Source organism: Kitasatospora sp. NPDC024654 (genome assembly GCF_055559155.1).
On sequence record NZ_JBVHLF010000005.1, the window covers coordinates 56,839 to 76,107 of the forward strand.

The following is a 19,269-nucleotide window of genomic DNA, read 5'->3' on the forward strand; positions in this document are numbered from 1 at the left end:
GCCCCGGGCGGTGCGGCACGATCGACGACGGAACACCACCGACACATCCCTCGGGGGGACCGATGAGCACCGACAGCACCCTGGCCGGCAACACCGTGGAACTGCGGCCGATCGGCCGGGTCACCGGCGGCCGCACCGAGCTGGTCGACGACGACTGGGGCGGCGTCCCCGCCGTGATCAGCCTGGACCCGGCGCAGTACGGCGCCGAGGCGCTGCGCGGCCTGGACGCCTTCTCGCACCTGGAGGTGGTCTTCCACTTCCACCGGGTGCCGGCCGAGAAGATCGAGACCACCGCCCGCCGGCCGCGCGGCAACCCGGACTGGCCGGAGGTCGGCATCTTCGCCCAGCGCGGCAAGAACCGTCCCAACCGGATCGGCGTCTCGCGCTGCCGGCTGGTGAAGGTCGACGGACTCGACGTCCACGTCCTCGACCTGGACGCGGTGGACGGCACGCCCGTGCTCGACATCAAGCCGTGGATGGCCGAGTTCGCCCCGATCGGTCGGACCGGCCAACCCCGCTGGGCCACCGAACTGATGCACCAGTACTACTGACGTCCCGCCCCTCCCCCCGCTCCCGCCCACCACGGTGCGAGAGTGGGGGCATGACAGCCCAGGAGCCCGCCGGCCAGCGCTGGCGCGACACCGCCGCCCGCCCGGACACCGTGCTGATCGACGGCTTCCACGCCCTCAAGCACACTCTGCGCTTCGGCGGCCAGGTCCACCAGGTGCTCACCACCGACCGGTCCGCCCTGGCCGCCCTCGCCGAGGGGCTGGCCGCCGACGTCGCCGCTCCCGTCCTGGCCGCCGCCGTCGAGGTGCCGGCCGCGGTGCTGCGTGAGCTGGTCCCGCGGCCACACCCGACCGGGGTCGCCGCGCTCGCGGTCCGGCCCGACCCGGCGCGGACCCTGGCCCGGCTCCGGGAGACCCCGCGCCGCGCCCCCGTCGTGCTCCTCGACAACCCGCGCAACCTCGGCAACATCGGCGCGGTGGTCCGGCTGGCGGCCGGTTTCGGGGCCACCGGCGTGGTCACCACCGGGGACGTCGACCCCTGGCACCCCAACGTGGTCCGGGCCGGCGCCGGCCTGCACTACGCCACCGCGGTGGCCCGGCTCGACCCGCCCGACCTTCCCCCCGGCCCGCTCTACGCGCTGGACCCGGAGGGCACGGACATCCGCTCGGTGGTCTTCCCGGACGACGCCCTGCTGGTCTTCGGCTCCGAGCGGCACGGCGTCTCGGCGGCGCTGCGCGAGCGGGCCACCCGACTGGTCGCGATCCCGATGCAACCGCAGGTCTCCAGCTTCAACCTGGCCACCTCGGTGGGCATGGGCCTGTTCCACTGGATGGCGCACACCACCTCCCCGGTCGTCCCCGCGATCACTCCGCCGCGCTAGCGGTCCGGGTCGCCCGTTCCAGCTCCTCCAGCGCCCGCAGCAGCAGCCACGCCCCGGAGCGCGCCACGTCCACCGCGTCCCCCGCCGGAGCCGGATCGGCCGCCAACCGAGCCTCCCAGGCGGCGTGCGCGGCCCGGACGTCCCGGAAGTCGACGGGCCGTCCGGTGAGCACGGCCGCCCCGGCCGCCGCCGTGGCGTCGGCCAGCACCGCGCCGAACTCCGCCGCGCCCGGCACCGGCGGTGCGTCCGGCCCCGGCAGGTGGGCCTCCATCAGCAGCCCGGCCCGCGAGAGCGCGCCGACCGCCTCCCGGACCAGGTCCAGCTGCTCGCGGGAGAGCCGCGGTGACTGCGTGGTGTGCCGCACCGGCTCGGCCGCGGCCCGCTGTCGCGCCGTCAGGAACGCCGACCGGCGCTCCCGCGAGTCCAGCAGCGCGGTCCGCACCTCGCGCGGATCCCGCCCGGCCGGATCGCCGTATGCGGCCAGCACCGCACCCGCGTACCGGCCGGCGGCGGCGATCCACTCGGCGGTCCGCTCCGGCAGCCGGGCGGTCTCCCAGGTCGGGAAGAGCGCGTAGGTCAGCAGCGCCAGCGCCCCGCCGAGCAGCGTCATCAGGATCCGCTCGTAGGCGGTCCGCAGCACCTCGCCCGGCACCATGTTGAGCAGGAGGACCACGTACGCCGAGACGCAGGCGGTGGTCGGCGCGTAGCCGGTGCGCAGCGTCAGGTAAGCGCAGCCGATGCAGCCCACCGCCAGCGCCGCCGAGGCCCACTGACCGGGGTCCAGCAGCTCGACCAGCCCGGTCGCCAGCAGCACGCCCGCCAGGGTCCCGACCACCCGGGCCACTCCGCGGCCGTAGGTCTGCGCGAAGTCCGGCCGGATCACCATCGCGGCGGTCAGCGCGGCCCAGTAGCCGTGCTGGAGGCCGGTCGCCCGGCTCAGCAGGTAGGCCGCGGTCACCACCCCGGAGAGCCGGACCGCGTGGTGCAGCACCGGCGCGTCCGCGGTCAGTTGACGCCGGACGGTGCCCAGCGCGATCGGCAGCATCCGGGCCACCCCCGGCCGCAGCAGCGCGCCGGCCGGGCCGGCCACCGGGGTGTCGATGGTGTCCTCGTCGGAACGGTCGAGCACCCCGGTGGCCTCGCCGAGCAGCGCGACCAGCATCCGGGAGGCGCGCAGCGCGGCGCCGTGCAGCACCGGGCCGGCCGGCGCCACCAGCGCGGCCGGCGCCGACCTCGGGTAGCACAGCGGCTCGCCGGTCCGGATCGCCCGGGCCAGCGCGTCCAGCAACTCGGCTGTTCCGGCCAGCAGTTCACGGGCCCGGTCGCGCTCCGGCCCCTGGGCGGCGGCGCCCAGTCGGGGATCGGCGACGGCCGCCAGGGTGGGCCGGATCCGCTCGGCGATGCCGCGCAGGCCGTGCAGTCCGGGCGGCCGGTGGCGCTCCTGCCAGGGCGTCAGTTCGGCGGCGTGCCGGGCGGTCATCAGCGGCTCGGGATCGACCGCGGCGTACGGATCGTGCCGCAGCCGCCGGGCGTAGTCGGCGAGCGAGGCGTACGCGTCGGCCAGCGCGTCCCGCTGGGAGCCCCAGGGCCGGATCGGCCAGAGCGTGATCGCCAGCGCCTGCGCCCCGCCCCCCAGCGCGCAGAGCAGCCCGTGCCCCAGCGCGGCCGGCACGCCCACCGGTAACCGGACGATCACCAGCAGCACGGTGACGGTGTTGGTGGCCACCACCCCGGCGGTCGGCCCGAGCGCCCAGGCCAGCCCGGCGCCGAACGACCAGACCGCCAGCAGCACCGGGAAGAGCCCCGGCACCGGGACCGCCAGGTAGCCGAGGAAGGTGCTGATCCCCAGCCCGGCCCCCGCCGCCACCGCCAGCGAGGGCCGCGGCCGGAAGCTCCGCTGGAAGGTGGCCGTCCCGGCGATGAAGGCGCCCAGCGCGCCGGCGGTGGCCGCCGCCGGCCCCGCCACCGCGAGTCCGGCGAAGAGCACCACCGCCACCGCCAGTGCCCCGCGCAGCGCACGCCGAGGATCCGTCAGCTCCCGCTCCAGACGCAGCCCCGCCCGACCAGCAGCACGAATCGCGACACTCCAGGGCATACCAGACACTTTACCGCCGGCCGCCCGGCTGACGTCCGCTCATCGGAGCAACAGCGCACGCACCCGACGCACGTTCGCGCGCACCCGTCCCGCCAGCCACAGCAGGGCCGCCGTCGGCAGGAAGACCGCGTCCGCCGCGATCATCGCGAGGGAGAAGACCGGCAGGCCGAGCAGGACCGCGATGCCCAGGTGCTCCAGCATCATCAGGGCCAGCAGGACGTTCTTCAGCCGCCGGTTGAGCAGGGTGAACGGGAACGCCACCTGGACCAGCACGGTGCCGTAGGTGATCGCGAAGACCAGCAGCGCGCTCGACCCCAGCCACCCGGCGAGTCCGGGCCAGGGGGTGAAGTAGTCCAGGTGCAGGGGGTAGTAGAGGGCGGTGCCGTCCTGCCAGCGGGCACCCTGCACCTTGTACCAGCCGGCCGTGGCGTACACCAGCACCACCTGCGCCCCGATCACCAGCAGCGCGCAGTTGTGCAGCATGTTCGCCAACGCGTCCAGCACGGCCCGGGGTTCGCCGTGCGGCCGGCGGCGGTTGACCACGTACCAGAGGCCGGCGACCCCCCAGAGGGTCCAGAAGAACACCTCCCAGCCGGGATCAGGCCCGCCGCCCGGCCCGTCCCAGCCGATCCGCCCGGCCAGTTGCGCGGCCGCCAGCAGCCCGCCCAGCACCGTCCAGACCAACACCCCGGGCCAGTCGTGCCCGGTGGCACGGACGCGACGACTGGCCCGGCGGGCGTCCAGCGACCAGACCTCGGCACTCCGGGTGAAGACCAGGTAGATCGCCATCAGGTGGACGATGTTGTCCCCACCGTCACCGATCAGCACGCCGCGGTTCTGCAGGGAGAGCACGGTCACCAGGAAGAGCACCGAACTCGCCCGGGTCCGCCACCCGAGCACCATCAACACCCCCGCCAGGATGCCGAGGTGGTAGACCGCCTCGAACCACCACCGGTCGCCGCTCCACGCCAGCACGGTGAACGCGTGGTCCTCGCGCAGCAGTTGGCGCGCCAGGTCGAGGCTCCAGGCGGCGCGGTCACCGTACAGCTCGCGGCGGTGCGGCCACTCCAGCAGCAGTTGCAGGGTGAAGACCAGCCCGAAACCGATCCGGACCACCGCCGCCTGGTACCGGCCGAGCGCGCGCCCGGTGAACGCGGTGAAGCCGTCCGCCAGCCCGTCACCCGACCGCGCCGCCAGGGAGGGCCGGGGTGCCGGGCGCGGCTCCGCGCCGGCCGCCGCGCCGCGCAGCTGCCGGGGGATCCCGGTCACCAGGTCCTCGGCCCCGGGCCGGCTCATCGCAACCCCCGGTAGTCCGCGTCGCCTACCGGCCACCAGGGCAGCTGCCGGTACACCGGCTGGGCGGACCAGCCCTTGCCGCCCGCGCTCCACGGCGGCGGCACGATCTGCGTGCTGCCGGCCCGGAACTGGATCGCGGTGACCGGTGCGCCGCCCGCCTCCCGCCCGATCCGTTGCAGGGCGATCCGCTTCAGGTACTCCTCGGCGAGCGGGCCGCGCGGGCCGGTGGAGCTCTCGTCGGCGCTGCTGTGCGTGCTGTCGTAGAAGTCCCAGGCGCGCCGGAGCAGGTTCTGGTCGACGTGGCTCGGCGCCGGGTTGCCGCGGATCGCGGCGATGTCCTGGGCGGTCAGGCCGATCCACGGGCCGGTGCCCGTGGCGGTGCGGACCCGGGCGTCGACGCTGATGTTCTGCTGCAACGGGTCGGGGGCGAAGAGCTTCCAGTTCTGCTCGAACTCCGGGTAGACCAGACCGTCCAGCTGCCCCTGGTACCGCTGCGACACCGTGTTGGCCGGCGCGTTCTGCAGGAACAGCGCCCCGAGGAACGCCACGGTGGCGGTCAGCAGCACCACCCCCGCGCCCGCCAGCACCAGCAGCGCGGGCAGCGACCAGACCCGTTCACCCGGACCGGACCCGCCGGTGCCGTCCTCCGTCATCGCACGTGCTCCCCCACCCACTCGGCCCCGCCCACCCGGCGCGCGCGGCGCGTCAGAGCACGTACGCGGCGTCGCCCGAGCTGCTCACCATCGGCCGGCCGGCCGCCTCCCAGGCGTACATCCCACCGTCCACGTTGAACGCCTCACGGCCCTGCTGGACCAGGTACTGGACGACCTGCGCCGAGCGCCCGCCGACCCGGCAGAGCACGTACAGCGGCGCGTCCGGCACCTCGGCGATCCGCGCCACGAACTCGCCGATCGGGATGTGCAGCGCACCGTCGACGTGCCCGGCGTCCCACTCGTCCTGCTCACGGACGTCGAGCAGCACGGCGTCCGCGGGGACGGCGGCGGCCTGGGCGGTGGGGATCTGCGCGAACATGCTCGGGCTCTCCTGGGGTCACGGGGTCGGGGGTCCGGCTCGGGCCGGCACCCGCCCATTGTCCCCCGCCCCGGTGCTCCCGGAGCAACCCCGGACGCCCCAGAGCCGCCCCCGAACCGCTACGCCCCCAGCAGCCGGGTCAGCTCGTCCTGCCGAGCCGCGGCCCGGCCCAGCAACTCCTCGGCCAGCTCCTCCAGCAGCCGGTCCGGGTCCTGCGGGCTCATCCGCAGCAGCGACCCCATCGCGGTGGCCTCCAGCCGCACCTGCTCGGCCGCCAGCTCGCCGATCCGCGCGGTCAGCCAGGCCAACCGCTGCCGCAGCCAGTCGCCGCGGTCGGCGGCCTCCGGGGCGGGTGCGGTCTCCGGCGCGGTGGACCACTCCTCGGCCAGCGCCTCCAGCGCCGGCGCGTCGCCGCGCGCGTAGGCCTCGTTGACCCGGGCGATGAACGCCGAGCGGCGCTGCTGCTCGGCCGCGTCGGTGGACAGGTCGGGGTGGGCCCGCCGGGCCAGCTCGCGGTAGAGCCGCTGGGCGTCCTTGCCGGGCCGCACCCGCCGCGGCGGCTCGGCCGACTCGGCCCCCCCGGTGGGTTCGGCCCCCTCGGTCGCCCCCGCCTCGGCCGCCCGCACACTGTCGAAGAGGGCGTCCAGGTCGGGCAGTTCGTCGACCACCCGGCGCGCGTCCACGGCCCGCCGGACGTCCTCCGGATCGCCGGTCCGCGCCGCCCGGGCCTCCGCCACCAGTGCGTCCAGCTCGTCCAGCCGCGCGTACAGCGGCCCGAGCCGCTCGTGGTGGATCAGCGCGAAGTTGTCGATCTCCACCCGCAGCGTCTCGACGTCGACCTCCAGGGTCAGCCAGGCGATCTCGGTGGCGGCGACCTGCTCCTCCAGCCGCTGCCGCTCGGGGTCGGTCCAACGGACGGGGCTCTCCGCGGTCACCTGCTCGCCTCGCTCATCACTCGTCTCTCCGGGCTCCGCCACCCTACCCGGGCGCCCGGCCCCACCCACCCGCCGTCACGGCGCCGGGGGGTGGCGGCCGGCAAGGACGAAAACCGGCCAACCAACTGATGGACACGGCGTGCCGGACGGCGCACGCTGGGTGACGCGCAACTGATACTGACGAATCTCGTGGTTTCGGTACCGGTCAGCGGCCGAGCCGTGCTTCGCTAGGTGGCGGTAAGCACTGATACCTGACAGCCGCACAGGTGAGGCCGGCCAGCCGGGCGGCCAGGCGGGAGCAGAACGGATCCCATGGCGGACGACCCGAACTCCACAGCGGACATGCCCTTCGACCTGCCCCGGGCGCTGGGGCCGGTCCTCCCGGCCGCCGAGGCCGGCCCCGCCGACCAGCCGACGGGCGTGGTGGCCATGGTGCGGCTGGCCGCCGTGCTGGTCGACCCGGACGGCCGGATCGCCGGCTGGACCCGCGGCGCCGAGGAGCTTTTCGGCCACCGCAGCGAGACCGTCCGGGGCCGTCCGGCCACCGGACTGCTGCCCGCCATCGAGCCGCACGGGCCGGGCGCCCGGCCCGACCGGCCCGCCATGCCCGACCTCCCCGGCGCCACCCGCCCCGGTACCGCCCGCCGGGCGGTGCCGCCGGTCCGCCGCGGCGGCGCGCTCGGCGACGCGCTGGAGGCGCTGGCCAACCTCACCGCCACCGGCACCGCCTGGGCCGGCCTGATGCCGGCCACCGACCGCGAGGAGCGGCTGCGCCCGGTGCTCTGGTGGGCCTACCCGCTGCTGGAGCCCGCCGGCCGCGGCCTGCTCGCGCTGGCCGCCGACGCCCGGGTGCTGCGCACCCACGGCCCGCGGATCGCGATCGGCCGCCGGCTACTGCCGTACGCCGCCGCGGGTGAACCGCCGGGCGGCGCCCACCTGGTCGCCGCCGCGCTGGCGCCGGCCGGGCCGAGCGGCGCCGCGGCCTTCGCCCCGCTGCTGCCGGTCGGCCCGGCCCGGCAGCGGGCGCTGCTGCGGCAGCTGACGGCGGCCGGGGTGCCGGCGCTGTGGATGGACGCCGCGACCAGACTGCCGGTGGTCCCGTACGAGCCGGCCGCCGCCGGCGTGGCCCAGCTGGCCGCGGGGATCGGTCGCCGCTACCCGACCGCGCAGCAGCGCTCCGCCGCGGCCGCCGGCGTCCGCGGGCTGCGGGTGGTCCCGGTCCCCAAGGCCGGCGGCCCCAAGCCCGGCCCGGACGGAACCGGCCCGGACAGCAGCACCGCCCCCGACGCCCCCGACGCCCCCGAGGCCCGCACCGACCCGCCGTCCGGTCCCGGCGCCGGCTCCGGTCCCACCGCCCTGCCGGGCCCGCGCGCCGCGGTCCCGGTCCCCCCGCCGACCCAGGGAGCAGCCCTGACGACCCATCACCCCGTCGCCGAGGCCCCGGGCGAGGGCCGCGCCGGCATCCCGCTGGACGACCAGCTGGTCCCGCTGCTGACCAACGGCCAGGCCGGCGACCAGCTGGCACTGCTGAACGAGGTCGGCGGCAAGGTCGGCACCACGCTCGACCTCGACACCACCGCCCGCGAGCTGTGCCAGGTGCTGGTCCCCCGGGTCGCCGACTTCGCCTGCGTCGACCTGCTCGACCGGCTGATCTCGGACGCCGAGCTGCCCGAGGAGCAGCCGGACGACGACACCATGCTGCGCCGGGTGGCCCGGACCTTCCACGACTCCTCCGGCAGCTGGGCCCATGTGCTGGACGAGGGCGCGCTGCTGGCGATGCCGCGCAGCACCCCGCCGGGCATGGCCCTGCAGCGCAACCAGGCGGTGCTGGTGCCGACCGTGACCGAGGACCTGGCCACCGACTACGCGACCGCGCTGGGCGGGCCGGGCCTGGTCCCGGTGGTCTCCGGCCGGTCGATGCTGGTGCTGCCGCTCTCGGCGCGCGGCACCGTGCTCGGCATCCTCAAGCTGCTGCGGCTGTCCGACCGGGCGCCGTTCGACGAGGGCGACGCGGCCACCCTGCTGGAGCTGTCCGCCCGGGCCGCGCTCTCGCTGGACAACGCCCGGCTGCACCGGGCCGAGTCCAAGGTCGCCACCACCCTGCAGCGCTCGATGATCCCGACCCGCCCGCCGAAGATCCCCGGTGTGCAGATCGCGCACCGCTACATGCCGGGCGACCGCCGGGCCGAGGTGGGCGGCGACTGGTTCGACGCGATCCAGCTGCCGGGCAGCCGGGTGGCGCTGGTGGTCGGCGACGTGATGGGCCACGGCCTGCACTCGGCCGCCGCGATGGGCCGCTTCCGCACCGCGATGCAGACCCTGGCGGCGCTCGACCTGCCGGCCGGCCAGCTGCTGCGGCACCTGGACAACCTGGCCCAGAAGCTCGGCGACGACCACCTGGCCACCTGCCTGTACGCGGTCTACGACCCGATCAACCGGACCTGCGAGCTGGCCAGCGCCGGCCACGTGCCGCCGGTGCTGGTGCACCCGGACGGCTCCGGCGAGCTGCTGGAGATCCCGGCCGGCGCGCCGATCGGGGTCGGCGGGGTGCCGTTCGTCGCCAAGACGATCGAGGTCAGCGACGGCTCGATGCTGGTGATGTGCACCGACGGCCTGGTCGAGGTGCGTGGTGGCGACATAGGAGCCGGCCTGGCGGCACTCTGTGGGAACCTGATCGACCCGCGGCGCACCCCCGACGAGGCCTGCGACACGGTGTTGGACCGGCTGCACTCGGAGGACCGCAAGGACGACGTGGCGCTGCTGGTGGCCCGTTTCGACGGGGTGGCGGAGACCGAGGTGGCCACCTGGACGCTGGCGGTGGACCGGGCGGAGGTCCGCCGGGCCCGCGCCCTGGTCCGCGAGCAGCTGGCCGCCTGGCAGCTGGCCGCGCTCAGCGACACCACCGAGCTGCTGGTCAGCGAGCTGGTCACGAACGCGGTCCGGGTGGCCCGGGACTACGTCCAGCTGCAGCTGATCCGGGTGGACAAACTGCTGGTCGAGGTCAGCGACGACAACCACATGCTGCCCTCGCTGGAGCCGGCCGAGTCGATGGACGAGAACGGCCGCGGGCTCAACCTGGTGAGCAAGCTCGCCGAGCGCTGGGGGACGGCCCGCAAGGCGGTCGGCAAGGTGGTCTGGTTCGAGCAACCGCTGCCGCGACGTTGAACCGGGTCCGGCCCAGCCGGCGCCCGGTTCAGAGCACGGCGTGTTGCCGGGCCTCGGCGGCGAGCAGCCGGGCGGCGCCCACGTCGCCCAGCACCCGCGGCCAGTAGCTGCCGAAGACCTCCAGCGAGGCGGCGATCAGCACCGCGGTGACGATCGCGACCACGTGCTCCAGTCCGGCCAGGTTGGGCAGCACCGCGACCTCGCCCACCATGACGGCGATCACCGCGCCGCCGGTGACCCAGGCCCGGCACTTCCAGGCGACGCAGACCGCGAGCGCGACCACCGCGGCGGACGGCCCGGTGTCGCGGACGTGGGCGACCCAGGCCGGGAAGCCGAACAGGTGGTCCGGGCCGACCTCCACGCCGAACCGGGCGTAGAGCGTGCCGGCCAGCGTGCAGGCGTAGGCGACCAGCAGGGTCATCTTCCGGCCGAGCACGATCTCGGCGATGCCGAAGACCACCAGCACCTGGGCCAGCGCCCCCCAGACCGGCAGGTCCAGCGCGGGCACGTAGAGCGACAACGGGGTGCGCAGCAGCGAGACGTCGAGCGGGAGCGCGGCCTTGACCACACCGAGCCGGGTGACCAGGACCTCCCCGCCGGGCATGTGCTGAACGATGCTGAACAGGAGGATCAGGAACGTCGCGGTGATCGCCAGTGGAATGGCCGCGAACCGCTTGAGTACCAGCTGGTCACGGATGGTACCGAACAATGTTCCCCACTCTGCGACGGCCCCGCGCTTGATCAGCGCGACAACCCTCCGTCGTTCGCCCCCCGGGTGGGTCCTCTGCACCACGACTTCCTCTCCCATGCTGTTCCCCGAAGTATTTCCAGTTCACCGCCGACGACTCGCGCCGCCTTGGATGCCGGATCCAGCCTAGGTAGTGGCAAAAGGATTCGACTCACCCTTGGTGCCCATTCTCGGCTCATCCTTGAGGTTGATAAACCGATTTTCGGCCAAGGGTCCCAATGTCTTGACGAAGCGCCCCGACAACCCGCCGCAACAACGTCCCCCCGACGGCAATTCCACGGCTCCCCCTCCGCCCCCCGGCGGAGGGCTAGCCCTTCCCATCCCGTTCCGCCACCGGCAAGCCCGAGGTGGCCGCCAGGGCGGCCGACCGCGCGTGCCGGCGACGGAAGAGGGCGGGGAGACTCGGTGCGGTGATGAAGCCCTCGGCCCGCGCGCTGGCCAGGCCGATCCGCGGGATCTCGCTGCTCTTCTCGAACAGCAGGTAACGCGGCTCCCAGATCGGCCGGTACTTGGCGTTCGCCCGGTACAGCGACTCGATCTGCCACCAGCGGGAGAAGAACGCCAGCACCGCGCGCCAGAGCCGGAGCACCGGGCCGGCCCCGAGCCGCGAGCCGCGCTCGAAGACCGAGCGGAACATCGCGAAGTTCAGCGAGACCCGCTCCAGCTGGACCTCCTTGGCCCGCTCCAGCAGCTCGATGACCATGAACTCCATCAGGCCGTTCTCGGTCTCCCGGTCCCGGCGCATCAGGTCCAGCGAGAGGCCCTTCGGGCCCCAGGGCACGAAGCTGAGCAGGGCCCGCAGCTCGCCCTGGGCGTCGTGGCACTCCAGCATCACGCAGCGCCCGTCGTCCGGGTCGCCGAGCCGACCGAGCGCCATCGAGAAGCCGCGCTCGGTCTGGCCGTCCCGCCAACGGTCGGCCTTGCTCAGCAGCTCGGCCATCTCCGCCTCGGGGATGTCCTCGTGCCGGCGGATCCGGACCGTGTAGCCGGCCCGCTTGACCCGGTTGTAGGCCTGCCGGACCACCCGCATGGCCCGGCCCTCCAAGGAGAACTCGTCCAGCTCGACGATCGCCTCGTCGCCCAGCTCCAGCGCGTCCAGCCCGTGCCGGGCGTAGATCACCCCGGCCTCCTCGGAGGCGCCCATCACGGCCGGTGCCCAGGCGTGCTCGCGGGCCTCGGCCAGCCAGCGGTCGATCGCGCCCGGCCAGGCCTCCGGGTCGCCGATCGGGTCGCCGGAGGCCAGCGAGACCCCGCCGACCACCCGGTAGGCGATCGCCGCCTTGCCGGTCGGCGAGAAGATCACCGCCTTGTCCCGGCGCAGCGCGAAGTAGCCCAGCGAGTCGCGCTCGCCCTGCCGGTCCAGCAGCTCGCGCAGCTTCAGCTCGTCCTGTGGCGTGAGCAGCTCCTTGCCGCGCGGGCTGCGGAACGCGACGTACAGCACCAGCAGGAAGAGCACCGCGCCCATCGCGTTGATGAAGGCGTTGAGCCAGCTCGGGACGTTGATCACGTCCAGCACGTGCTCGGACGGCTCGACCGTGACCATCCGGGCGATCGCGTAGCCGAACCGGTCGCCGAGGTTCGCCCCGGGCAGCGTGTTGTAGAAGCCGACCAGGATCGCCCCGACCGCGCCACCGACGATCAGCCCGCCGAAGAAGGTGGCCACCGCCGTCTTCGGGTTGGACCGGTCGCCCTTGGAGGTGAACTCCCGCCGGCTGACCAGCAGGGCCAGCACGAACAGGCCGGTCAGCACGGTGGAGAAGTAGTTGAAGCCGTGCCGGTTGTAGTGGTCCTCGCCCGGGAAGCTGAGCGCCAGCAGGTAGAGGAGGAAGGTCAGCCCGCCGAGCCCCATGTTGAAGATCCAGGCGGCCCGCTTGCGGCGGCGCATCGACACCGCGAGGAAGAGCGAGAGCACCATGGCGGCCAGGCCCGCGGTCATCAGGTACGGGGTGAAGAACTGCCCCTCGGAGTGGTGCCGCACAGTGGTGCGGAACGGCGTCAGCAGCACCGCCACCAGGTTGAGCAGCGCGATCAGCCGCAGGTACCAGACCGTCGCCCCGGCGGCCCACGGGCGCAGACGGGTGAGGAAACCGGACCGGGGCAGGGTCGGTGCCGCCGACGCCGGCTGCTTGGTGGTGGAGGACACAGCTCAATTCCAAACGATCAGGTATCTGGGCGCATCCGCATGTGCCAGGTGGAACGTCATCAATCGTGGCTCACACCGGATGAGAAACGCGTGAACCGGTCAGCGGATTCGGACCCCGCCGATCGGCGGGGGTTCGACCCTGAGGAACCCCTAGGCTCGTCCCCGAGAGAGTGAGGAGAGACCGTGACCGCAATCCGTGTGCTGATCGTGGATGACGAACTGCTGGTCCGCTCGGGCCTCGGCCTGATCGTGGGGTCCGCCCCCGACCTGGAGCTGGTCGGCGGGTGTTCCGGGGGCGAGGCCGAGGAGGCCGCGATCCGGCTGAAGCCGCACGTGGTGCTCCTGGACATCCGGATGCCCGACCTGGACGGGATCTCGGTGCTGCGCCGGCTGCGCGCGCTGCCCGAGCCGCCGGCCGTCTCCATGCTCACCACCTTCGACACCGACGAGTACATCGGCACCGCGCTGCGGGCTGGTGCGGCCGGCTTCCTGCTCAAGGACACCGCGCCGGACCAGCTGGTGCACGCGGTGCGGATCCTGGCCGCCGGCGGCAGCATGCTCTCCCCGGCGGTCACCCGCACGGTGATCGGCGGCTACGTCGACGGCGGCGGCCCGGACGCGGCGGCGCTGGCCCAGGTCCGCACCCTGACCGGCCGCGAGCTGGACGTACTGGCGCTGCTCGGGCAGGGCCTGGCCAACGCCGAGATCGCCGAACGGCTCTTCCTCGGCACCGGCACGGTCAAGGACCACATCAGCGCGATCCTGGGCAAGCTGGGTGCCACCAACCGGGTCCAGGCCGCGGTGATCGCGCACCGGGCCGGTCTGGTCCAGGCCCCGAAGCAGTGAGAGCCACCGAGCCGCCGGGCGGCTCACACGCCGCGGCTCCCCGACCACGCCGTGCCCCCGCGCCGCACACCGCCGCCGCGCTGCGCGAACGGCTGACCCGGCCGTGGCTGATGCTGCTGCTGCCGGTGCTGCTGGCACTGCTGGAGTCGTTCCTGCTGGACCGGAACACCGCCTGGTGGAAGACCGGCCTCAACTGCGCGGCCGCGCTGGGCCTGCTGCTGCGCACCCGGTGGCCGCTCGGCTCGCTGCTGCTGGCGCTGCCCGGGACCTTCTTCACCGAGAGCTGGCTGGCCTCGATGACCGCGCTCTACACGGTCGCCTCCCGGCGCACCCGGCTGCCGCTGACCGTGGCGTGCGCGGTCGCCTTCGCGCTGTCCGACTACTTCACCTGGTCGGTGACCGAGAGCAACTCGCCGATAGACCCGCTGGCGGTCAACCAGGTCAACGGGCTGGCCATGATCCAGTCGCTGCTGCTCGGGGTCGCCCCGGTGGCGCTCGGCATGCTGACCCGGACCCGGCGCGAGCTGACCGTCCGGCTGGACCAGCTCACCCGCGGCCAGGAGCGCGAGGCCCGGCTGCTCGCCGAGCGGGTGCTGGCCACCGAGCGGGCCCGGTTGGCGCGCGAGATGCACGACGTGGTCTCCCACCAGGTCAGCCTGATCAGCGTGCAGGCGGGCGGCCTGCAGGTCTCCACCGCCGACCCGTTCACCGCGCAGACCGCGGGGACGATCCGCGAGCTCTCCGTGCGCACCTTGCAGGAGCTGCGGCAGATGGTCGGCGTGCTGCGGGCGGCCGGCGGTGCGGACCTGGCCGGCGACACCGACGCCGCCCGGGCGGCCGGGGGCCCGCTCGCCCCGCAGCCGCGACTGGCCGACCTGCCGCGGCTGATCGAGGAGAGCGGCCTGCCGACCGAGTGCGAGCTGCACCCCGGCGACCGGGAGTGGCCGGAGGCCGTCCAGCGCGCCGCCTACCGGACGGTGCAGGAGGCGCTGACCAACATCCGCAAGCACGCGCCGGGCGCGGAGGTGCGGATCCGGGTCGGCGTCCGGGGCAGCCGGCTGCTGGTGGACGTCAGCAACGGACCCGCCCCGGCCCGCACGCCCGGGTACCCGGCGCCGCTGCCGGGCGGTGGCCACGGGCTGGTCGGCCTGCGCGAACGGGCCCAGCTGCTCGGCGGCTCGATGACCGCCGGGCCGACCGCGGAGCGCGGGTTCGCGATCCACACCGAGCTTCCGGCCGGCCGGGAGTAGCGGGCCGGGTCTCCTCCGGGTGGGTGAATGAAGGGTGGCGAAACGAGCGAATCCGGTGCCGACCCCGAAGAGTAAGCGAGTGAACGCGTTCGGCCAGCCCCGGTCGAAAGCGTTCCTGCGTGACCCCTCTTTCGATCCCGCAAGGAATGGAGAACACCATGAAGGACTTCCGCAGGGCCCTCGTGCTGACCTGTGCCGCCGGTGCCCTCGTACTGGGCGGGGCCGGCGCGGCCAGCGCCTCGGCCGGCGCGGAGGGCACCGCTGTTGGCTCCCCGGGCATCCTGTCCGGCAACGTGGTCCAGATCCCGATCCACATCCCGGTCAACGTCTGCGGCAACAGCATCGGTGTGATCAGCCTGCTGAACCCCGCCTTCGGGAACACCTGCACCAACAACGGCTGACCGGCCCGGACGGCCGGTTCCGCGCCCTCCTCGGGCGGAACCGGCCGCCGCGTTTTCCGGGCCGATATCCGGAACCGGGCGGCGATTCCCCGGACGCACCGGAGCCGGGGCGAAGGGGCCGGTATTTCCCGGCGGAAAACACCCGTATTCCGCCGCCCCGGCCGCGGTCCGCACCGTCACCCGGGCCCGCCCGGCAGAACGAATTCCGCTTTCCGCGCCGATCCCGTCAGCCGCGCGGCGGCAACGGCAGCCGCAGGCCCCCGGTCCCGTCCCGGTCCGCCGCCAGCGCCGCCCTCACCTCGGCCGGCAGCTCGCGCACCCCGAGCAGCCCGGCGGCCAGCTCCGCGGTGGCCCGGTGCCAGTCGGCCGACCGGCGCAGCATCGCGTGCCCGGCGCCGGCCACCTCGATCCCGGCCACCGCGGCCCCGGCCGCCCGGGCCCGCGCGGCGAACCGCCGGGTGTCGGCGGGGGAGGTGGTCCGGTCCCGGTCACCGTGCAGCGCCACCAGGGTGCGGCCGGCCAGCTGCCCGCACGGGTCCTCCGGCGGGCACCAGGGCGCCAGCGCCAGCACCGCGGTGACCCGCGGGTGCCCGGCGACCCGCAGCGCGGCCCGGCCGCCCATCGAGTGGCCGATCAGCAGCACCGACTCCGGGCCCAGCCCGTCCAGCGCCAGCGCGGCGTCCCGGGCCGCGTCCGCCCGCTCGCCGTTCCAGCCGCGGTGCCGGTAGCGCAGCTGCCCGACCGCCACCGCCGAGCCGGCCGTCTCCCGGACCACCGCCCGCGCGAAGGGGCGCATCCGCACCGCCGCGAGCTGCCACGGCCGGGCCGCCGCCGTGCTGTGCTCCTGGCCGCCGTGCAGCAGCAGCACCGCCGCCCGCGCCCCCGCCGGCCGGACGAACCAACGCACCCCGCCGGTCAACCGAACCGCCCGTGGTCCGTCACGCCCGCACGCCCTCGGCCCGCCGACGCGCCTTCGCGCGCGCCTTCTCGGGCAGCTGCGGCACGTCCAGCAGCAGGTGCAGCAGCTCCGGCCGCGCGGTCAGCGCCCGGAACGTGGTGGCCACGTCCAGTCCGTGGGCCGGTCGGTGCACCACCGTCACCGGGTCGCCCGCGCGCACCGCCCCGGGTTCGATCACCCGCAGGTACGCGCCGGGCAGCGCCCGCTCGGTGAACCGCCGCACCCAGCCGCGCTCACCCAGCCACTCGGCGAAGGTGCGGCAGGGGATCCGCGGCGCCGAGACCTCCAGCAGCAGCCGCTCGCCGACCCGCCAGCGCTCGCCGATCAGCGCGCCGTTCACGTCCAGGCCCTCGGTGGTGAGGTTCTCCCCGAAGACGCCCGGCACGAGGTCGCGGCCCAGCTCCCGGGACCAGCCGGTCAGGTCCTCCCAGGCGTAGGCGTAGACCGCCTGGTCCGGGCCGCCGTGGTGCCGGCCGTCGCAGATCGCGTCGCCCGTCAGCCCGCTGCCCGCGGCCGGCTCGGCCACCTCGACGGGCCCGGCGACGGGCCGCTTGTCGATGCCGGTGGCCCCGGTGTCGGCGTAGTCCACGGGCAGGGCGGAGCCGATGTTCACCGACCGGAGAAGCGCGTTCATGGCCCCAAAGCTACCGTTCGCCCGCGCGGGCACGGTTGAAGAATCCTCCGGGCCCGGTGATGCTGGTCGGGTGACCGGGATGTTCGACGAGGAGCTGCGCGATCAGCTCGACCAGGCCCGCGAGGCGCTGGCGCTGGCCCGCGCCGACGGCGATCTGGACGGCATCCAGGCCTACCAGGGCCGGATCTCCGGCCTGCTGCGGATGGCGGCCAAGCACGGGATCGAACTCCCGCACACCCCGGAGGAGGAGAGCGGCGACGGCTGATGACCGGCGCGCGCCCCCATCGCCCGGGAAGACACCGCCCCGGAAGACTCAGACGGCACAACGACGAGGCCGGTTGGCTCGACTTCCGTCGAGCCAACCGGCCTCGTTCGGTCTTGCGACCGTGGTGCGCGAGGGGGGAGTTGAACCCCCACGCCCTTTCGGGCACTGGAACCTGAATCCAGCGCGTCTGCCTATTCCGCCACCCGCGCATGGGTGTTGTCGTAGATGCTAACCGATCGTCCGACCGAATCCCAACCGGATTGGACCCGGTCCTTGATTCTGCCTTCCGGCTTCGGCTCCCTCTCGGGCGCCCCTTCCGACATGGAAAACATTAGCACGCCCGACGGGGCACCTACGAATCCGTCCTTCACCGCGGCCGGCACACCTCACCGGCAGCCGCCACTCGAACGGTCTGGCGGACGGGTGAGCCCGGATGCCGCAGGGGTGAGCCGGGTACGACCTGGGTACACGGGGACCCGTGCGGCGCACCGCCCGAAGGGGTGTGCGCAAGCCCACGCCCGGTGCCGAGGCGGACGGGGAACCGTACAGATGGCCTCTGCGTGGATACGATCAGTACGGAAGTACCGCAATCGCGGCCCACTCGGGCCCGAGCCAGAGCGCAGAGAGCCCTTGGAAGGGGGTGCCCCGTGGGAGTCCTGAAGAAGTTCGAGCAGCGACTCGAGGGTCTCGTGAACGGCACCTTCGCCAAGGTGTTCAAGTCCGAGGTCCAGCCCGTGGAGATCGCCGGAGCGCTGCAGCGCGAGTGCGACAACAACGCCACCATCTGGAACCGCGACCGCACCGTGGTGCCCAACGACTTCATCGTCGAGCTGAGCCCGCACGACTACGAGCGCCTCAGCCCGTACGCCGGCCAGCTCGGCCAGGAGCTCTCGGGCATGGTCCTGGAGTACGCGGAGGCACAGCGTTACAGCTTCCTCGGCCCCCTCCAGGTCAACCTGGAGCGGGCCGAGGACCTGGACACCGGCCTGTACCGGGTGCGCAGCCGCACCCTGGCCAGCGAGACCCCCGAACCGCCGGCGGCCCCGCCGGCCGGCTACGGCCGCGGCCCGGCGCCCGAGGCGCCCGGCGCACCGTGGCAGCAGAGCAGCGCCCCGACGTACGCGGGGGCGCCGACCCCGCCCAGCGCGCCCCCCGCGATGCCCCCGGCGATGCCCAGCGCGCCGCCGAACGGCGCCGGCGGCAACGTCCGCCCGTTCCCGGGCTCCGGCACCGGCGCGGGCACCCGCCGTTGGATCGAGGTCAACGGCAACCGGCACCAGATCACCGGCAACGCCTGCGTACTGGGCCGCTCCACCGAGGCCGACGTCCGGATCGACGATCCCGGCGTCTCCCGCAAGCACGCCGAGATCCGCCCCGGCAACCCGGCCATGGTGCTCGACCTGGGGTCGACCAACGGCATCGTGGTGGACGGACAGCACACCCAGCGCGCTACGCTCCGCGACGGCTCGCGGATCGTCGTGGGCTCCACGACGATCATCTACCGACAGGTCGAAGGGTAGGGCGGGGCACCGGTGTCAGAGTTGACCCTGACGGTCATGCGGCTGGGATTCCTGGCCGTGCTGTGGCTGTTCGTCATCGTCGCGGTCCAGGTGATCCGCAGCGACCTGTTCGGGGCCAAGGGCACCGCACGCTCCGGCCGTCGGGCCGCCCGCGGCACGGCCAGCCCGGCCGCCGCGGCCGCGACGCCCGCGCCGCCGTCCCGGCCGCAGCAGTCCCCGCGCGACACCGGCACCCACCAGTTGGGCGGCCGGGCCGCCCGCCGCGGCGCGCCGACCCAGCTGGTCGTGGTCGAGGGGTCGCTGGCCGGCACCACCGTCGCGCTGCAGGGTCAGACCATCACGCTCGGCCGGGCCCACGACTCCACCATCGTGCTCGATGACGACTACGCCTCCTCGCGTCATGCCAGGATCTACCCCGATCAGGCTGGGCAGTGGACCGTGGAGGATCTAGGCTCCACCAACGGCACCTATCTGGACCGGCAGCGGCTCACCGCGCCGATGCCGCTTCAGCCAGGCATGCCGATCCGTATCGGCAGGACCGTCATCGAACTGCGGAAGTAGTAGCGCATGAGGGACAGCACCCCGTCCATG

Annotated in this window: 18 protein-coding genes and 1 tRNA gene; 9 read left to right on the plus strand and 10 right to left on the minus strand. The window is 74.3% G+C overall.

The annotated features are described in order from the left end of the window. The first annotated feature begins 62 nt into the window (after nt 1–62). Both ACZ38L_RS04645 and ACZ38L_RS04650 read left to right on the plus strand, forming a co-directional pair. Nucleotides 63–551 carry an SAM-dependent methyltransferase gene (locus ACZ38L_RS04645; RefSeq protein ID WP_465689203.1) on the plus strand — a complete coding sequence of 163 codons (489 nt, stop codon included), beginning with the start codon at nt 63–65 and terminating at the stop codon, nt 549–551. 50 nt (nt 552–601) lie between these two features. Then, on the plus strand, nt 602–1,390 hold the full coding sequence (locus ACZ38L_RS04650) for a TrmH family RNA methyltransferase (protein ID WP_465689205.1): 789 nt from the start codon (nt 602–604) through the stop codon (nt 1,388–1,390). Here the strand turns inward: ACZ38L_RS04650 and ACZ38L_RS04655 are convergent. The 5 genes from ACZ38L_RS04655 to ACZ38L_RS04675 all read right to left on the minus strand — a co-directional run bounded on the left by ACZ38L_RS04655 (nt 1,374) and on the right by ACZ38L_RS04675 (nt 6,748). Beyond that, on the minus strand, nt 1,374–3,485 hold the full coding sequence (locus ACZ38L_RS04655; RefSeq protein ID WP_465689207.1) for an FUSC family protein: 2,112 nt from the start codon (nt 3,483–3,485) through the stop codon (nt 1,374–1,376). The genes ACZ38L_RS04650 and ACZ38L_RS04655 overlap by 17 nt on opposite strands. A 39-nt stretch (nt 3,486–3,524) precedes the next feature. Further along, a complete protein-coding gene (locus ACZ38L_RS04660; RefSeq protein WP_465689209.1) occupies nt 3,525–4,781 on the minus strand; it encodes an HTTM domain-containing protein in 1,257 nt (418 codons plus the stop codon). Next, complete coding sequence (locus ACZ38L_RS04665; RefSeq protein WP_465689211.1) at nt 4,778–5,434, minus strand: DUF5819 family protein; 657 nt, start codon at nt 5,432–5,434, stop codon at nt 4,778–4,780. The genes ACZ38L_RS04660 and ACZ38L_RS04665 overlap by 4 nt, the downstream gene beginning before the upstream one ends. A gap of 52 nt (nt 5,435–5,486) precedes the next feature. Continuing rightward, a complete protein-coding gene (locus ACZ38L_RS04670; RefSeq protein ID WP_396556863.1) occupies nt 5,487–5,813 on the minus strand; it encodes a rhodanese-like domain-containing protein in 327 nt (108 codons plus the stop codon). Nucleotides 5,814–5,932: 119 nt separating this feature from the next. Then, nucleotides 5,933–6,748, minus strand: a complete 816-nt coding sequence (locus ACZ38L_RS04675) for a J domain-containing protein (RefSeq protein ID WP_465689213.1) — start codon at nt 6,746–6,748, stop codon at nt 5,933–5,935. Nucleotides 6,749–7,060: 312 nt separating this feature from the next. On the opposite strand from ACZ38L_RS04675, the gene ACZ38L_RS04680 reads away from it, so the two are divergent. Then, the gene (locus ACZ38L_RS04680) at nt 7,061–9,913 is read left to right on the plus strand and encodes a SpoIIE family protein phosphatase (RefSeq protein ID WP_465689215.1); all 2,853 of its coding nucleotides are present in this window, start codon (nt 7,061–7,063) and stop codon (nt 9,911–9,913) included. 28 nt (nt 9,914–9,941) lie between these two features. Here the strand turns inward: ACZ38L_RS04680 and ACZ38L_RS04685 are convergent, their stop codons facing one another. Both ACZ38L_RS04685 and ACZ38L_RS04690 read right to left on the minus strand, forming a co-directional pair. Further along, the gene (locus tag ACZ38L_RS04685; RefSeq protein ID WP_465689217.1) at nt 9,942–10,622 is read right to left on the minus strand and encodes a hypothetical protein; all 681 of its coding nucleotides are present in this window, start codon (nt 10,620–10,622) and stop codon (nt 9,942–9,944) included. Between the two features lie 346 nt (nt 10,623–10,968). After that, nucleotides 10,969–12,804 carry a phosphatidylglycerol lysyltransferase domain-containing protein gene (locus ACZ38L_RS04690; protein WP_465689219.1) on the minus strand — a complete coding sequence of 612 codons (1,836 nt, stop codon included), beginning with the start codon at nt 12,802–12,804 and terminating at the stop codon, nt 10,969–10,971. A gap of 183 nt (nt 12,805–12,987) precedes the next feature. Between ACZ38L_RS04690 and ACZ38L_RS04695 the strand changes: the two genes are divergently transcribed. The 3 genes from ACZ38L_RS04695 (at nt 12,988) to ACZ38L_RS04705 (ending at nt 15,301) form a co-directional block, all read left to right on the plus strand. After that, complete coding sequence (locus tag ACZ38L_RS04695) at nt 12,988–13,650, plus strand: response regulator (RefSeq protein ID WP_465689221.1); 663 nt, start codon at nt 12,988–12,990, stop codon at nt 13,648–13,650. After that, a complete protein-coding gene (locus ACZ38L_RS04700; RefSeq protein ID WP_465689223.1) occupies nt 13,647–14,900 on the plus strand; it encodes a sensor histidine kinase in 1,254 nt (417 codons plus the stop codon). Before ACZ38L_RS04695 ends, ACZ38L_RS04700 begins: the two co-directional genes overlap by 4 nt. A 146-nt stretch (nt 14,901–15,046) precedes the next feature. Continuing rightward, nucleotides 15,047–15,301 (plus strand): chaplin, encoded by a 255-nt coding sequence (locus tag ACZ38L_RS04705; RefSeq protein ID WP_465689225.1) that lies wholly within the window; start codon nt 15,047–15,049, stop codon nt 15,299–15,301. A 226-nt stretch (nt 15,302–15,527) separates the two neighbouring features. Here ACZ38L_RS04705 and ACZ38L_RS04710 read toward each other — a convergent pair whose 3' ends face one another. Together ACZ38L_RS04710 and ACZ38L_RS04715 are read right to left on the minus strand one after the other, a co-directional pair. Next, complete coding sequence (locus ACZ38L_RS04710) at nt 15,528–16,208, minus strand: alpha/beta fold hydrolase (RefSeq protein WP_465689227.1); 681 nt, start codon at nt 16,206–16,208, stop codon at nt 15,528–15,530. A gap of 31 nt (nt 16,209–16,239) precedes the next feature. Then, the gene (locus tag ACZ38L_RS04715; protein WP_465689229.1) at nt 16,240–16,893 is read right to left on the minus strand and encodes an MOSC domain-containing protein; all 654 of its coding nucleotides are present in this window, start codon (nt 16,891–16,893) and stop codon (nt 16,240–16,242) included. Between the two features lie 70 nt (nt 16,894–16,963). On the opposite strand from ACZ38L_RS04715, the gene ACZ38L_RS04720 reads away from it, so the two are divergent. Further along, on the plus strand, nt 16,964–17,158 hold the full coding sequence (locus tag ACZ38L_RS04720) for a hypothetical protein (RefSeq protein WP_396556843.1): 195 nt from the start codon (nt 16,964–16,966) through the stop codon (nt 17,156–17,158). Nucleotides 17,159–17,280: 122 nt separating this feature from the next. On the opposite strand, the gene ACZ38L_RS04725 is transcribed toward ACZ38L_RS04720, so the two are convergent. After that, nucleotides 17,281–17,367: transfer RNA gene (locus ACZ38L_RS04725), tRNA-Leu, on the minus strand. Between the two features lie 438 nt (nt 17,368–17,805). Here ACZ38L_RS04725 and ACZ38L_RS04730 point away from each other — a divergent pair. Next, a complete protein-coding gene (locus ACZ38L_RS04730; protein ID WP_396556842.1) occupies nt 17,806–18,678 on the plus strand; it encodes an FhaA domain-containing protein in 873 nt (290 codons plus the stop codon). A 12-nt stretch (nt 18,679–18,690) separates the two neighbouring features. Next, nucleotides 18,691–19,239: an FHA domain-containing protein FhaB/FipA gene (locus tag ACZ38L_RS04735; protein WP_465689232.1), complete on the plus strand. Its 549-nt coding sequence runs from the start codon at nt 18,691–18,693 to the stop codon at nt 19,237–19,239. Nucleotides 19,240–19,269: the final 30 nt, after the last annotated feature.